Source organism: Gordonia insulae, assembly GCF_003855095.1.
In the GTDB taxonomy this organism is placed as follows: domain Bacteria; phylum Actinomycetota; class Actinomycetes; order Mycobacteriales; family Mycobacteriaceae; genus Gordonia; species Gordonia insulae.
Map to the genome: position 1 here is coordinate 1,408,813 of NZ_CP033972.1, position 15,408 is coordinate 1,424,220.

Annotated in this window: 8 protein-coding genes and 3 rRNA genes; 1 reads left to right on the forward strand and 10 read right to left on the reverse strand. The window is 63.8% G+C overall.

Translation table 11 applies throughout. The features are described 5' to 3' along the window. Positions 1–17: 17 nt before the first annotated feature. The 6 genes from D7316_RS06440 to D7316_RS06465 all read right to left on the reverse strand — a co-directional run bounded on the left by D7316_RS06440 (position 18) and on the right by D7316_RS06465 (position 8,925). On the reverse strand, positions 18–986 hold the full coding sequence (locus tag D7316_RS06440; RefSeq protein WP_124707545.1) for a TlyA family RNA methyltransferase: 969 nt from the start codon (positions 984–986) through the stop codon (positions 18–20). A 14-nt stretch (positions 987–1,000) separates the two neighbouring features. After that, positions 1,001–1,333, reverse strand: a complete 333-nt coding sequence (locus D7316_RS06445) for a hypothetical protein (protein ID WP_232016798.1) — start codon at positions 1,331–1,333, stop codon at positions 1,001–1,003. A 13-nt stretch (positions 1,334–1,346) separates the two neighbouring features. Beyond that, positions 1,347–3,491 (reverse strand): HAD-IIA family hydrolase, encoded by a 2,145-nt coding sequence (locus D7316_RS06450; RefSeq protein WP_124707546.1) that lies wholly within the window; start codon positions 3,489–3,491, stop codon positions 1,347–1,349. Between the two features lie 155 nt (positions 3,492–3,646). Beyond that, a 5S ribosomal RNA gene (gene rrf, locus D7316_RS06455) occupies positions 3,647–3,763 on the reverse strand. A gap of 102 nt (positions 3,764–3,865) precedes the next feature. Further along, a 23S ribosomal RNA gene (locus D7316_RS06460) occupies positions 3,866–6,998 on the reverse strand. 406 nt (positions 6,999–7,404) lie between these two features. After that, a 16S ribosomal RNA gene (locus tag D7316_RS06465) occupies positions 7,405–8,925 on the reverse strand. The 16S, 23S and 5S rRNA genes sit together here, the layout of an rRNA operon. 729 nt (positions 8,926–9,654) lie before the next feature. Here D7316_RS06465 and mftM point away from each other — a divergent pair. Next, positions 9,655–10,485 carry a mycofactocin oligosaccharide methyltransferase MftM gene (mftM, locus tag D7316_RS06470; RefSeq protein WP_232016799.1) on the forward strand — a complete coding sequence of 277 codons (831 nt, stop codon included), beginning with the start codon at positions 9,655–9,657 and terminating at the stop codon, positions 10,483–10,485. A 71-nt stretch (positions 10,486–10,556) separates the two neighbouring features. On the opposite strand, the gene D7316_RS06475 is transcribed toward mftM, so the two are convergent. Genes D7316_RS06475 through D7316_RS06490 form a run of 4 tightly spaced genes read right to left on the reverse strand, consistent with a single transcriptional unit; the run spans position 10,557 to position 15,404 of the window. After that, positions 10,557–11,210, reverse strand: coding sequence for a MadR family response regulator transcription factor (locus tag D7316_RS06475; RefSeq protein ID WP_124707548.1), 654 nt, complete (start codon positions 11,208–11,210; stop codon positions 10,557–10,559). Beyond that, complete coding sequence (locus tag D7316_RS06480) at positions 11,207–12,634, reverse strand: MadS family sensor histidine kinase (RefSeq protein ID WP_124707549.1); 1,428 nt, start codon at positions 12,632–12,634, stop codon at positions 11,207–11,209. Before D7316_RS06480 ends, D7316_RS06475 begins: the two co-directional genes overlap by 4 nt. Before the next feature lie 3 nt (positions 12,635–12,637). Beyond that, the gene (locus tag D7316_RS06485) at positions 12,638–13,822 is read right to left on the reverse strand and encodes an iron-containing alcohol dehydrogenase (protein WP_124711163.1); all 1,185 of its coding nucleotides are present in this window, start codon (positions 13,820–13,822) and stop codon (positions 12,638–12,640) included. Between the two features lie 55 nt (positions 13,823–13,877). Continuing rightward, complete coding sequence (locus tag D7316_RS06490; RefSeq protein WP_124707550.1) at positions 13,878–15,404, reverse strand: VWA domain-containing protein; 1,527 nt, start codon at positions 15,402–15,404, stop codon at positions 13,878–13,880. Positions 15,405–15,408: the final 4 nt, after the last annotated feature.

Genomic DNA, 15,408 nt, shown 5'->3' on the forward strand with positions numbered 1-15,408 from the left:
AGTGGTCCCTTCGTCTGTCAGCGAGGTCCGTTCTCGACGGCTCTGCCGATCATCTCGATCAGTGCCGAATCGTCGGACGTCCCGGGGGCGGGAGCCGTGTTGTCGGCGTCCCCGCGCGTTACGTCGGTTCGGACTCCGACCCTATCCGGCCGGGACGGGTTCGCGTCGGCCCGGTCGCCCCCGGTGGAATTCGGCACACCGCGACCCGACCCACTCGGTTCGGTTGCTGTGACCGCGCGGACCTTGCGCAGCCACAGAAAGAACTCGACATTGCCCGATGGACCGGGCAGCGGGCTCGCCACGACGGCACGGGTGTGCAGGCCGAGATCGCGTGCCACGCGGGCCACCGCGAGGACCGCGTCCGCACGTTGTTGCGGGTCCCGGACGACTCCGCCGGAGCCCACGCGGTCCTTGCCCACCTCGAACTGGGGTTTGACCATCGGGAGGAGATCGCCACCGACGCGGGTGCATGCCGCCAGCGCGGGCAGGACCAGCGCGAGTGAGATGAACGACAGGTCGCCCACCACGAGGTCGACCTCGCCGCCGATGTCGGTGGGGTTCAGATGACGGACGTTCGTGCGATCGCGCACGGTGACCCGGGCGTCGTTCTGGAGGCGCCACACCAGTTGGCCGTAGCCGACGTCGACGGCCACCACCTCGGCCGCATCCCGCCGCAGCAGGACGTCGGTGAAACCGCCGGTCGATGCGCCGGCGTCGAGGCATCGCCGCCCCGCGACGGACAGGCCGGACGGCCCGAACTCCGCGAGCGCACCCAACAGCTTGTGCGCACCTCGGGAGGCCCAGTCATCTCCGACCGACTCGACCACCACGATCGGGGTGTCGCGGCCGACATTGGTCGCCGGCTTCACGGCGACGACGCCATTGATCTTGACGAGCCCGTCCGCGATGAGGGTCCGGGCCTGTTCGCGCGAGCGGGCCAGACCACGACGAACGAGCTCGGCGTCGAGGCGAGCGCGGGGCGCCACGGCTCAGCAGTCTCTCATCGTGTGTCGACGTCTTCGAGCGCCGTGGTCAGAACGTCATGGGCCTGTTCGAGCAGTTCGGTCTGACGCCCGAGCGCACTGAGATCGAACGTGCCGTCGACAGCTTGGCGAACCTCGTCCACCTGCACGAGCAGCGCCGACACCGCAGCGGTCACGGCGTCCGGGTCGGTGTCCGGAGCCTGTGCGACCTCACCTGCGTCGGGCGCCGGCGCACCGGCCGACCGCGGCATCAGGTGGGGCCCGGGCCGCGGCGGACCGGGCACCGGTCCGCCGTTCTGCTGCGAGGAGCTTTCGGAGTCACCGGATTCGATGTGGCCGGAGTCGATCATGATGGCACCAACGCTAGCGCACGGTACCGATACCGACCGAGTTCAGCACACCGCGTGCCGCGTCGTCGGCGCTGCTCACCGTCAGTTCGGACGGATCGAGGCCACCGTCGTCGATCGCGTGCCACACGACCTCGGCCAACGCCGGCACCAGGCTCTCCGGTCGGCCGGTGCCGTCAGACCTCACGGTCGCCGTGTCGCCGCTGACGTCGATCGACCATCCATCCTGCTCACCCACGCGGACCGAATCCGCATCGGCGAACAACCCGGTGAGATCGGCGACCACGTAGGTCGGCCGCTGCTCGGGCGGCGCGATCAGCAGGTCCGCCACCGTGCTGACACCGGTCAGGACCAGCACGCTGTCCACGCCGACCGAATGCGCACCCTCGATGTCGGTGTCGAGGCGATCGCCGACGACCAGGGGCCGCGAGGCGCGGCTGCGGGCGATGGCGTCGGCCATCAACGGCGCAGCCGGCTTTCCCGCCACCAGCGGTTGTTTACCCGTGGCGTGGGCGACGGCCGCGACCATCGATCCGTTGCCGACCAGCTTGCCGCGCTCGGACGGCAACGTGGCGTCGGTGTTGCAGGCGATCCACAGTGCACCCGCACCGATCGCCAATGCCGCCTCGGACAGCTGAGCCCACCCGGTGTCGGGCGAATGGCCCTGGATCACCGCTGCGGGACGATCATCGGCGCTGCGGGTGACCCCGATGCCGACCTCGCGGACTTCCTGCGCGAGTCCTTCGGTGCCGATGACGAGCGCACGTGATCCCGGCTCGAGATGCTCGGACAGCAATCGGGCCGCCGACTGTGCGCTGGTGACCACCTGATCTGCCGTTGCCGCGAAACCGAGCTCGACGAGATGATCGACAACCTCCGCAGGACGTCGGCTGGCGTTGTTCGTGACGAAGAACCGTGCGGTTGTCACCGCCTCGAGGGTCTCGCGGGCGCCGGGAATCGCGCGATGGCCGGCAAAGACGGTGCCGTCGAGGTCGAGGAGCAGCGCGTCGTACCGAGCGGCGAGCGCACCGGACGATGCATCTGTGGGAACCGAGGGTGCTGCCGCGGCAACGGGTGTCGTGTCCACCGCGGCAATAGGTGTCGTGTCCACCGCGGGGGCCGGTGTCGTGTCCACCGCGGGGGCCGGTGTCGTGTCCACCGCAGGAACGCTGGGTTCCACCACCGGAGACGGCGCCGACGAGGCGGTCACCGCTTCCGAGGGCGACACCACGTCCGCGGTCTCGACGGCCGGTGCCGACGCCGCGATGAGAGACTCCGGCGCCGCCGAGGCCGTGTCGATCCCCGACTCGGGCGTGACCACATCGCCCCCGCCCGCGTCCGCGTCGACCTGGGGTCCGTCGGCCAATTCCACCAGTCGCAGTTCGGCATCGGTGACATCGTCGACGTCGGCCGAGGCTGCATTCATGAACCAGGTGATCGCTTCGTCCACGCGGTCGGCGGCCGCCAGCGCCGAGGCATACGCATAGTAGAGACGAGCTGCGGGCGTTCCCGACTGTCCCGGCTTCAGGTTCTCCGATTGCAGCGTGACGATCGCCTTTTCCGGTTCACCCAGATCGATTCGGGCGCCGGACTCGACGATGCGCATCTCGGTGGCCTCGTCGCCGACAAGGGCTCGACCTTCCTCGCTGCGCGCGATCTCGACCGCTCGCGCGGGGCGACCCAGACCGCGCTCGGCATCCGCGATGAGCGGAAGAAGCGCGGTGCTGCCGGTGATCCGGCGCGCGGCACGCAGTTCCGAGAGAGCTTCCTGCCACTCGCCCGCGTTGTAGGCGGCGATGCCCATCGTCTCGCGGACCAGACCCACCCGTCCGGCACGCCGGCGGGCGGCTCGGGCGTGCTCGAGCGCCAGCGTCGGATCCTCTTCGAGAAGACGGGTCACCATCACGAGATGGCGCGCGACATTCTCCGCATTGGTCTTGTCCAAGGTGAGTAGATCCCGCCGGACCTCGGTGTCGAGATCGGAGGCGGCGACGTCGGCGGGCAGAGCCGGCTCGTCCGGCCGGCCCGCCGAACCTGTCCCACGCGTGGGACGCTCGGGCCGACCCGAGCGTCCGTCACGTCGCTGCGCACCGTCGCGTCGCGCTCCGCCGGTCCGGTTGGGGCCGCCGTCGCGTCGGGGGGTGCGGTCACGATCTGTCATAGCAGCCAATCTATGCCTCGAAGCCGGATGAACGTAATCGAACTGGATCCCCGACAAGGGCGCTGCACGGCGAGCCGGCTGCGTCATCCGAGCGGAGAAATGCCAACGGCCCTGTATTCGATCGGAATCGAATACAGGGCCGTTGATCAAATTGTGTTCGGCGGTGTCCTACTCTCCCACACTGATTAGGGTGCAGTACCATTGGCGCTGGAGGGCTTAGCTTCCGGGTTCGGAATGGGACCGGGCGTTTCCCCTCCGCTATGGCCGCCGTAACTTTATGAAACCCACACACACTTCGGGTTTGTTTTGCCTGATTGTGTGTTGTTTCAGAGGTGCATAGTGGATGCGTCACAGTCTTATCGGTGATAAGTGTTGTTGGTAAGTCCTCGGCCGATTAGTACCAGTCACCTGAACCCATTACTGAGCTTACAGTTCTGGCCTATCAACCCCATGGTCTGTGGGGGGCCTTACCCCTCGAAGGGGGTGAGAAACCTCATCTTGGAACAGGCTTCCCGCTTAGATGCTTTCAGCGGTTATCCCTTCCGAACGTAGCTAACCAGCAGTGCCCTTGGTAGGACAACTGGCACACCAGAGGTTCGTCCGTCCCGGTCCTCTCGTACTAGGGACAGGTTTCCTCAAGTTTCTGACGCGCGCGGCGGATAGAGACCGAACTGTCTCACGACGTTCTAAACCCAGCTCGCGTGCCGCTTTAATGGGCGAACAGCCCAACCCTTGGGACCTACTCCAGCCCCAGGATGCGACGAGCCGACATCGAGGTGCCAAACCATCCCGTCGATATGGACTCTTGGGGAAGATCAGCCTGTTATCCCCGGGGTACCTTTTATCCGTTGAGCGACACCGCTTCCACTTGCCGGTGCCGGATCACTAGTCCCGACTTTCGTCCCTGCTCGACATGTACGTCTCACAGTCAAGCTCCCTTGTGCACTTACACTCAACACCTGATTGCCAACCAGGCTGAGGGAACCTTTGGGCGCCTCCGTTACATTTTGGGAGGCAACCGCCCCAGTTAAACTACCCACCAGGCACTGTCCCTGAACCCGATCAGGGTCCGAGGTTAGAAGTCCAATACGATCAGAGTGGTATTTCAACAACGACTCCACCCACACTGGCGTGCGAGTTTCACAGTCTCCCACCTATCCTACACAAACCGAACCGAACACCAATACCAAGCTATAGTGAAGGTCCCGGGGTCTTTTCGTCCTGCCGCGCGTAACGAGCATCTTTACTCGTACTGCAATTTCGCCGAGTCTGTGGTTGAGACAGCAGAGAAGTCGTTACGCCATTCGTGCAGGTCGGAACTTACCCGACAAGGAATTTCGCTACCTTAGGATGGTTATAGTTACCACCGCCGTTTACTGGGGCTTAAATTCTCAGCTTCGCACCCCGAAGGGCACTAACCGGTCCTCTTAACCTTCCAGCACCGGGCAGGCGTCAGTCCGTATACATCGTCTTACGACTTCGCACGGACCTGTGTTTTTAGTAAACAGTCGCTTCTCTCTGGTCTCTGCGACCCACACCAGCTCCCACCGAAAGGTGTTCACCAGTCTGGGTCCCCCTTCTCCCGAAGTTACGGGGGCATTTTGCCGAGTTCCTTAACCACAGTTCTCTCGATCGCCTTAGTATTCTCTACCTGACCACCTGTGTTGGTTTGGGGTACGGGCCGTGTACCAACTCGCTAGAGGCTTTTCTCGGCAGCATAGGATCATGGAATTCGCCGCAACGGCTACGCATCACCTCTCAGGATATCTGTGGCACGGATTTGCCTATGCCACTCCCTACAGGCTTACACCAGTACAACCACTGACTGGCCCCACTACCTTCCTGCGTCACCCCATCGCTTGCCTACTACCAGCCGAGGTCCCATGCAGCCCCATCCGGTCACCCGAAGGTGATCCATCCGGTTTTGGATGGTTAGTACAACTGATTCAGCATGGACGCCTGTACACGGGTACGGGAATATCAACCCGTTGTCCATCGACTACGCCTGTCGGCCTCGCCTTAGGTCCCGACTCACCCTGGGCGGATTAGCCTGGCCCAGGAACCCTTGGTCATTCGGCGGCAGAGTTTCTCACTCTGCTTTCGCTACTCATGCCTGCATTCTCACTCCCACACCCTCCACACCTAGCTCACGCCGGTGCTTCCAGGGATGCAGGACGCTCCCCTACCCACCCCACCCACTACACAACACCCCGTAAGGCATTGCGGATGTATTGGTGGAGTGCCGCGGCTTCGGCGGTGTACTTGAGCCCCGCTACATTGTCGGCGCAGGATCACTTGACCAGTGAGCTATTACGCACTCTTTCAAGGGTGGCTGCTTCTAAGCCAACCTCCTGGTTGTCTTCGCGACCCCACATCCTTTTCCACTTAGTACACGCTTAGGGGCCTTAGCCGGCGATCTGGGCTGTTTCCCTCTCGACTACGAACCTTATCGCCCGCAGTCTCACTGCCACACTCTCACTTACCGGCATTCGGAGTTTGGCTGACGTCAGTAACCTAGTAGGGCCCATCGGCCATCCAGTAGCTCTACCTCCGGTAAGAAACATGCAACGCTGCACCTAAATGCATTTCGGGGAGAACCAGCTATCACGGAGTTTGATTGGCCTTTCACCCCTACCCACAGCTCATCCCCTCCATTTTCAACTGAAGTGGGTTCGGGCCTCCACGACGTCTTACCGTCGCTTCACCCTGGCCATGGGTAGATCACTCCGCTTCGGGTCTAGACCCGGCGACTCAACGCCCTATTCAGACTCGCTTTCGCTACGGCTACCCCACACGGGTTAACCTCGCCACCGAGCACTAACTCGCAGGCTCATTCTTCAAAAGGCACGCCATCACCCACCACCCACCAAAGGGTGCACAGGCTTTGACGGATTGTAAGCGTCCGGTTTCAGGTACTATTTCACTCCCCTCCCGGGGTACTTTTCACCTTTCCCTCACGGTACTAGTCCGCTATCGGTCACCAGGAAGTATTCAGGCTTACCGGGTGGTCCCGGCAGATTCACAGCAGATTCCACGAGCCCGCTGCTACTTGGGAGAACATCACGCAAGACTGCAGGTTTTCAGCTACCGGACTCTCACCGACTACGGCAGACCATTCCAGGCCACTTCACCTAACCCACAATTTTATCACTCACGCCCAGCACGGCAGCACTGAGAAGATGAACCCCACAACCCCACACACACAACCCCTGCCGAGTCTCACATGCGCATGGTTTAGCCTCCTCCGCTTTCGCTCGCCACTACTCACGGAATCACAATTGTTTTCTCTTCCTATGGGTACTGAGATGTTTCACTTCCCCACGTTCCCCCACACAGGCTATACATTCACCTGGTGGTAACACCCCATCACGGGTGCTGGGTTTCCCCATTCGGACACCCTCGGATCACAGCACGGTTGACAACTCCCCGAGGACTATCGCGGCCTCCCACGTCCTTCATCGGCTCCTGGTACCAAGGCATCCACCGAACGCCCTTAAACACTTACAACAACACCTACAAACAACCCCCACACACAGTGAGGACCAAATGTAGACATCACCACAAAACGATAAACAACAAAATCAACCACAAACACCACAGTGTTCATGACAAATAAAGATGCTCGCATCCACTATGCACTTCTCAAACAACACACACCCGCCTGCGGCCGTACCTCGAGCTCCCATCACAGGAACCGTCTACGATTCGACCCGCCACGCGGGCACCGAGACAACACGATGTGTTCTCTCAGAACCCCGATAGTGTGCTGATGACGCGCCGGCCTCACGGCCGACGACCGACTCGAGTCATCCGAGATTCGGAAGACGTCGCGCCTGTCTGATGTTTCACCCTCGAACACACACTCGCCGCGGAACATACGCCCACGAAACGAGTGATGTTGTGTGCTCCTTAGAAAGGAGGTGATCCAGCCGCACCTTCCGGTACGGCTACCTTGTTACGACTTCGTCCCAATCGCCGATCCCACCTTCGACAGCTCCCTCCACAAGGGTTAGGCCACCGGCTTCGGGTGTTACCGACTTTCATGACGTGACGGGCGGTGTGTACAAGGCCCGGGAACGTATTCACCGCAGCGTTGCTGATCTGCGATTACTAGCGACTCCGACTTCACGGGGTCGAGTTGCAGACCCCGATCCGAACTGAGACCGGCTTTAAGGGATTCGCTCCACCTCACGGTATCGCAGCCCTCTGTACCGGCCATTGTAGCATGTGTGAAGCCCTGGACATAAGGGGCATGATGACTTGACGTCATCCCCACCTTCCTCCGAGTTGACCCCGGCAGTCTCCTGCAAGTCCCCGGCATAACCCGCTGGCAATACAGGACAAGGGTTGCGCTCGTTGCGGGACTTAACCCAACATCTCACGACACGAGCTGACGACAGCCATGCACCACCTGTACACCAACCACAAGGGAACATACATCTCTGTATGCGTCTGGTGTATGTCAAACCCAGGTAAGGTTCTTCGCGTTGCATCGAATTAATCCACATGCTCCGCCGCTTGTGCGGGCCCCCGTCAATTCCTTTGAGTTTTAGCCTTGCGGCCGTACTCCCCAGGCGGGGTACTTAATGCGTTAGCTACGGCACGGATCCCGTGAAAAGGAACCCACACCTAGTACCCACCGTTTACGGCGTGGACTACCAGGGTATCTAATCCTGTTCGCTACCCACGCTTTCGCTCCTCAGCGTCAGTTACTACCCAGAGACCCGCCTTCGCCACCGGTGTTCCTCCTGATATCTGCGCATTTCACCGCTACACCAGGAATTCCAGTCTCCCCTGTAGTACTCAAGTCTGCCCGTATCGCCTGCACGCCTGCAATTGAGTTGCAGAATTTCACAGACGACGCGACAAACCGCCTACGAGCTCTTTACGCCCAGTAATTCCGGACAACGCTTGCACCCTACGTATTACCGCGGCTGCTGGCACGTAGTTGGCCGGTGCTTCTTCTCCAGGTACCGTCACTCACGCTTCGTCCCTGGTGAAAGAGGTTTACAACCCGAAGGCCGTCATCCCTCACGCGGCGTCGCTGCATCAGGCTTGCGCCCATTGTGCAATATTCCCCACTGCTGCCTCCCGTAGGAGTCTGGGCCGTGTCTCAGTCCCAGTGTGGCCGATCACCCTCTCAGGTCGGCTACCCGTCGTCGCCTTGGTAGGCCATTACCCCACCAACAAGCTGATAGGCCGCGGGCCCATCCCAAACCGCAAAAGCTTTCCACCACAGAACATGCATCCCATGGTCATATCCGGTATTAGACCCAGTTTCCCAGGCTTATCCCAAAGTTTGGGGCAGATCACCCACGTGTTACTCACCCGTTCGCCACTCGAGTACCCAGCAAGCTGGGCCTTTCCGTTCGACTTGCATGTGTTAAGCACGCCGCCAGCGTTCGTCCTGAGCCAGGATCAAACTCTCCATGAAAATCATTCGAAATACGCCGGCAGAGCCGGCATCTTTCAACACAATCTCAGTCAGAGAGATATATAGACCTGACCATTTCAAAAACTAGCAACACCCACTCACCGAGTGGGTGTCACAAAATAATTCATCTTGATGTCCAAATCCTTGGACACACGATGCCAATCATGGCATCAGACAATTCATCAACACACTATCGAGTTCTCAAAGAACACACACCCACCGGCACTACCCCGTAAAGAGGCGCTCACCTGAAGGCTGACGTTCTGGTTTGGAATGTTGTCCGTCTCCGGCGCAACTCTTCCAGCCTACCAGACCCTCTCGGCGTCCCGCAACTCTCGGTCGAAGTTCAATCGGGAGTGTCTGGCAGTCCGAGATTTCGATTCAGGCGCACGAAGCTAACCTGGTCGATTTCTCGGGGCGGTCAGTGCAGAAACCGGTTTCCCTTCCCCGTTTCCCCTCTCGGGGCTGTCCGGGGCGGCGCCGTGGTCGCTCTGACTTGAAGAAAGTTACGCAGTTCCGCAGCCAGGGTCAAATCGCCTGTTCAGCGAATGTCAGCTGCTGGGAAAGTGCAGGTCAGAGCGGTGCGGTGACCGGCGCATCGGCGATAATCGGCAGTTTGGGACGTCCGTACCCAAGTGTGATCTGCGCCATGCGCACCATCCGTTCGGACAGTAGATGCGTCTCGATGGTCAGTTACCTGCATCAACGCACCTCCATAGCGTCGGAGGTGTGAAGACCGTGGACCGTCTCGTCCGTCAACGCCCGCGCCCGGTGGTCCGTCGTGCGACATCCCTACCTGCCGGTTTCGCGACATGCGGCGAGTTCGGCTGGCGTCACCAGGCCCACGGCGTGGAGATCGTGCACCGACTAGACGCCGCCACCATCTCCGACTCCACGATGATCGCCGGCCTGCTCCCTCTGGTCGATCTCGGAGTGATCGCAGGTCAGGACGCGTTCGAGGCTGCCGCCGTCGGTGTCATCCGCACGTCCGCGACCACCGAGGCACGAGGATGGGCCGCGTTCTACGACAACTCCCTACAGGAGCTGCGTTCCGGCGACTCCCCCTTCAGCCCCATCCACCGGCGGGCGCGGTCGCTGATCCTCGGGGACAGCGTCCTGGAGGTGGGGTCGTGTTTCGGGTTCTTCGCACTGCAATGTGCCGAGGACGGTCGCCAGGTCCAGGCCTGCGACATCTCGGCGGGCGCCGTCGACCTGCTCATCGGCAACTCACGTCGTCGCGGTGCTCCGGTGCACGCAGTCGTCGGGGATGCCACCGACCTGCCGTTCGCGGACGACTCCGTCGACACCGTCACCCTGATCCACCTGCTCGAACACCTCGACGAGTGGGCCGCGACGACCGCGCTCACGGAGGCGCTGCGGGTGGCGCGGCTGCGGGTGGTCGTCGCAGTTCCGTATGAGGAGAACCCCAGCGAGCATTTCGGTCACCTGGTCCGGCTCTCCGAGGCGGACCTGCGGGGTTGGGCCGGCACGGTCGGACATGCCGGTGCCGACTATCTGGAGGATCACGGCGGATGGCTGATCCTGACGCCGCCTGGATAGTCAGCCGCTCCGACGGGCACTGAAGTTTTCCTGCCCCAAGAGTTTTGGGCATCGACCCGGAACGCGGCGGGTCATATGAGACCCCGTTTGCTCGCGATGTAGACGGCATCGGTGCGTTTGGAGACGCCGAGCTTGCGGATGATGTTGCGGATGTGGAACTTCACCGTCGACTCGGAGATGAAGAGCGTCTGCCCTATCCCCTTGTTCGACATCCCGTCGGCGAGCAGCCGCAGCACCTCGCGTTCGCGATCGGTGAGGGCCTCGGGACCATCCCCCTCGCCGGACACCGTCCGCAGCACGATCGCCGCGCTCCGCGGATCGAAGGCACTGCCGCCACCGGACACCGCCTGGATCGCGCGCACCAGTTCTGTCGTGTCCACGTCCTTCACCACATAGCCCCGCGCCCCGGCCTTGACCGCCCGGACCACCAGGTCGTCGTCGAGGAACGTGGTCAGCACGAGCGCCGCCACCCCGGGGTGGCGGCCCGCGATCTCACGGATGAGTCGCAGACCTTCGTATTCGGTGCCCGCGGTGAGCTTGAGGTCGACGACCACCACGTCGGGTCGGCACCTGGTCACCTCGGCCAGGGCGGCATCGTAGGAGTCGGCCTCACCGACCACCGAGATGGACGACTCGCGATCGAGCAGCGAGCGGATGCCCTCCCGCAACAGGGCGTGATCGTCGACCAACATCGTGCGTACCGCGGTCGTCTCCGGCGCAGTCATATCGCGTTCTCCCGTCTCCGGCGCGAGGCCGGCCGATCGTCGTCGCCCACCGGCACCTCCACCGCGATGCGCACCCCGCCCATCCGCGAGCGACGAATGCGCAGCGCACCGCCGAGTTCCTCGGCCCGGGTGGCCATATTGGCGAGGCCGCGGTGCCGGCCGGCGAGGTCGCCGAGCCGCGCCGCCCGCATCACCCGGCGCATGTGGCCCGGGTCCCCACCGCCGTCGTCGTCGACGACGAGGCCGACCTCGGCCTCACCGTATGTGAGGGTGATGCGGGCCGACGATGCCTCGGCGTGGACCGCGGTGTTGAAAAGTGCCTCGCCGGCGATCCGCAGGATCGCGTGCTGCACGTCGTCGGGGAGGTCCCGGACCCGCCCGGCCACCCGCACCTCGGTCGCGAGGTCTGCGGGCATGTGCATGGAACACAGGCCGTCGAGTACCTCGCCGAGACTCAGTTCACTCACCGACGGCGCCTGATTGAGCGCATAGATCACCGATCTCAGCTGCTCGACGGCGTCGCGGGTGAGTCGACCGGCGACCTCGAGCCGTTCGGCGGTCTCCGGTCCGGATTCCATCCGGCACACCTCGATCTGCATGCCCGCGGACAGCACGGACTGGGTGACCGAGTCGTGGAGTTCCCTGGCTATGCGCTCGCGCTCCTCGACGACCAGACGCTGCCGCATCGCGGCCGACAGTTCCCGTTGTGTCCGTTCGAGTTCCACATTCCGTGCGGCGAGGTCAGCCGCCTGCTCGGATGCCTTCGCGTATGCGTCCTCGGCGCGCGCGAGCTGGTGACGGCTCTCCTCCAACAGTGCCGCGTTGAGCAACGCGACCGCGGCCTGGCGGGCCAGGATCCGCATCACCACGAGGTCAGCCGAATCGACCAGCTTGTGGTCCGGGGTCCAGGCCGACAGCCCGCCCACCACCCGGCCGTCGAGGTGCACCGGGACGTGCAGGTGGTGGTCGTCGACCACCGGTCGGGTCAATTGGCCCATCTGGTTGCGCAGGATGTCGTTGAGTCGATTGAGCACCTCGTCCGGCAGATGGCTGGGCGTCCGGGCCATCTGCACGCCCTCGAAGGCGAGGATCGTCCCGTCGCGCGTCATCATCAGGTGTCGCGGCCCCGTCCGGTCCAGTTCACCGTCACACAGCGCGAACACCACCCATTCGGCGTCGAGATGTTCGTGGACCGCGCGCACCACCGACAACACCAGCGTCTCGGGCCCCTCCGCGGTCTGCACCAGGGCCCGAGAGATCCGGTCCAGCGCACCGACGACGCGGGTCAGACGCTGCTCGACGCCGCGATATTGCGCATAGTGCGAGCCCTTGACCGAGTGCAGACCGAGCAGCGAATCGAGCTGGTCGGCACCGGCGACATCGTCGCCGGCCTCCGTCCTGCGCAACTCGTCGGCGCGACCCATGACCTAGAGTGCCTCGCGATAGATCCGCGCGACGTCGGCGGCGACCGGCTGTCGGGGATTGGTGGTCATACACGCGTCGGCCATCGCGTTCGCGGTGAGTATCTCGAAGTGCTCTTCTCGGACCCCCAGCGGCGCAAGCGATCCCGGCAGTCCGACCCGCTCGGCGAGAGCTGCCACACTCGCCGCGAACCGGTCGGCGGTTGCGTAGGGCGATCCGGCCTCCGGGACGCCCACCGCGGCGGCCAGATCGACATAGGGCTGCGGGTCGAGCTCGGCGTTGAACCGGATCACGTGTGGGAGCAGGACGGCATTGATCGCACCGTGCGGCGCGTCGCAGAGCCCCCCGACGGGGTGACTCATCGCGTGCGTGGCACCGAGGATGGCGTTGGTGAACGCCATCCCGGCCTCGAGCGCCGCGTATGCCATGTCCAGGCCGGCGTCCGGGTTCGTCGGATCGTCCACGAGGCGCTCGATGCAGAGCCACGCGGTGGCGATGGCGGACAGCGCCACGGTGTCGGTCAGGCGGCTGTGCGCGACCGACGCGAAGGCCTCGATGCAATGCGTGATGGCATCCATCCCGGATTGCGCCACCACCTCCGGCGGCATCGTGGCCAGCAACCGCGGATCGATCACCGACACGTCTGGCACCAGACCACGTCCGATGATGGTGACCTTGGTCCGCCGGTCCACGTCGTTGATGATGCAGAACTGGGACACGTCGGAGCCGCTGCCGGCCGTGGTCGGCGCGGCCACCAGCGGCGGCAGCGGTCGACGAGCGCGATCGATGCCCTCGTACTCCAGGATGTGGCCGCCGTTGGCGGCCAGTATCGCCACCCCTTTCGCGGCGTCGATCACGGACCCGCCGCCGAGGGCCACGATGCCCTCACAGCGAGCCGCCTCGTAGTGCTCGAGCGCCGCCGAGATCTCCGGCGCACGCGGGTTCGGCGATACACCCGTGAACGAATAGACCTGCAGTCCAGAAGATCTCAGACGATCGGCGAGCTCGGGGTACCACGGCGTGCCCATGACCTTGAGATCCGACACGATCATCAGACGCCGGACACCGAGACCCGATGCGGCGCGCGGCACCTCGGCCAGGGATCCGCGACCGATGATGATCTCCGGGGTGTGGAACTTGGCGATACGCACCCCGCCGCGGGTCACCGCGTCGCTCACCTCGGTACGCAACGTCACCTCACCTGTCCCATCCCCCTTGTCGCGATCCTACGCGGATGCGTGCACCTCACGCGCCGTATGCGTCCACCGAGACCTGCTCCAGCGCGGAGAGGTCGTGGACCACATGAACCCGGTCGCACAGGGCCGCGTAACCGGGCAGATCGCACGATCCGAGTCCCCACGAGTACGTCGGCTCGGGGGTGATCCAGATCGTCTCGCGGGCCCGACGCGTGATCTCCTCGAATGCCGCCAGATTGGGATCACGCCCGTTGTTGCGACCATCCCCCAGCACGATCACCGTGGTCCGCCGGTTGATCGCGCCGCCGAACTCCTCCAGGAACGTGGCCAGCGCCGAGCCGTAGTCGGAGTCCGCGTCGGTGTCGAGAACCCCACCCGCGGGCAGCCCGGAAACCACCAGCGACAGCGCCTCCTCGGGCGGGTGCTCGGCGAAGAGATCGGTGATCTCCACCAGATCGGAGACGAAGGCGAAGGACCGCACGTGCGCGACCATGCTCTGCAGTCCGTGCACCAGCTGCAGGGTGAATCGGGAGGCCGTCCGCACCGAGAGCGAGACATCGGTCAACAGCAGGAGACTCGGCCGATCGGTCACCTTGGCGACCGTGATGGGTCGGAACGGCACACCGTCGTAGCGCAGATTCGCGCGCATCGTCCGCGCCGCGTCGACGGTCCCGCGCGCGGCCAGCTTCCGTCGCGCACGTGGGGCGCCGTGCAGGCTGCGGATCAGCCGGCGGATCGAGTCCTCGAGACTGGCCCGCTCGTTCTCGTGGATGACGTCGCGCACCGACGCCTTGATCTCGCGGCTCTCGAGTTCGTGGTCGGTGGCCATCAGCTGCTCGAGATGATCGCGCAACCTCTCCGGCAGGCCGTCCAGCAGTCCGGCCAGCGCATCGCGCAGGGCGGCGAGTTCCTCGGGATCGGGTTGCCCGCCGGTGCCCTCGTCGTCGGCGTCGAGCCAGTCGAGCAGCGCCATCTCCTGTGCCACCGACAGTTCCGCGTCGAGCTGAGACGAGTTCCCGGTCACCAGCTCGCCCGGCCGCCCCGGGTTGTGCAGCCTGGACACGGTCAGCTGGACCCGGGCGGCCGCCTCGGAGTTCGGCACCTCGTCGGCGGACAGCACGATCTCGTCGGTCAGCGACGCCATGTCGAGTTTGTTGGCCTCCTGGTGGAGGTTGTACTGGTCGGCGAGATCCTCCGGATCGAAGTACTGCCGGATGTTCGACGGCGGACCATGACTGTGACCCTGCTGCGGAGTCTGGCCCACCTCGTCGGACAGGGTGTACTCCTCGAGTTCACCGGAGTCGCTGAGGTCGTCGTGGGTGTGTGAATGTCCGTGTGCACCGGATGAATCCACAACGGCCCGTAGTCCGAAGAACTTGTCGAAGACCTCGTTGAACGTCGCCTCGTCCCGTCGGTCCTTGACCAGACAGACCTCGAGCGCGGACCGCAGCAGCTCACGGTCGCCGAGGATCTCGGCGGTCCCCGCGGCCTGCATCGCGTCCATCGCCTCGGACACCCCGATGCGGATTCCGTGCAGTCGCAGCAACCGGACGAACCGGTGCACAGCCCCTTCCATCGCG

Excerpts from the sequence above, each read along its gene's own strand:
- D7316_RS06480 (WP_124707549.1), bottom strand. The coding sequence starts at position 12,634 with ATGGGTCGCGCCGACGAGTTGCGCAGGACGGAGGCCGGCGACGATGTC.
- D7316_RS06445 (WP_232016798.1), bottom strand. The coding sequence starts at position 1,333 with ATGATCGACTCCGGCCACATCGAATCCGGTGACTCCGAAAGCTCCTCG.
- D7316_RS06450 (WP_124707546.1), bottom strand. The coding sequence starts at position 3,491 with ATGACAGATCGTGACCGCACCCCCCGACGCGACGGCGGCCCCAACCGG.
- D7316_RS06490 (WP_124707550.1), bottom strand. The coding sequence starts at position 15,404 with ATGGAAGGGGCTGTGCACCGGTTCGTCCGGTTGCTGCGACTGCACGGA.
- D7316_RS06475 (WP_124707548.1), bottom strand. The coding sequence starts at position 11,210 with ATGACTGCGCCGGAGACGACCGCGGTACGCACGATGTTGGTCGACGAT.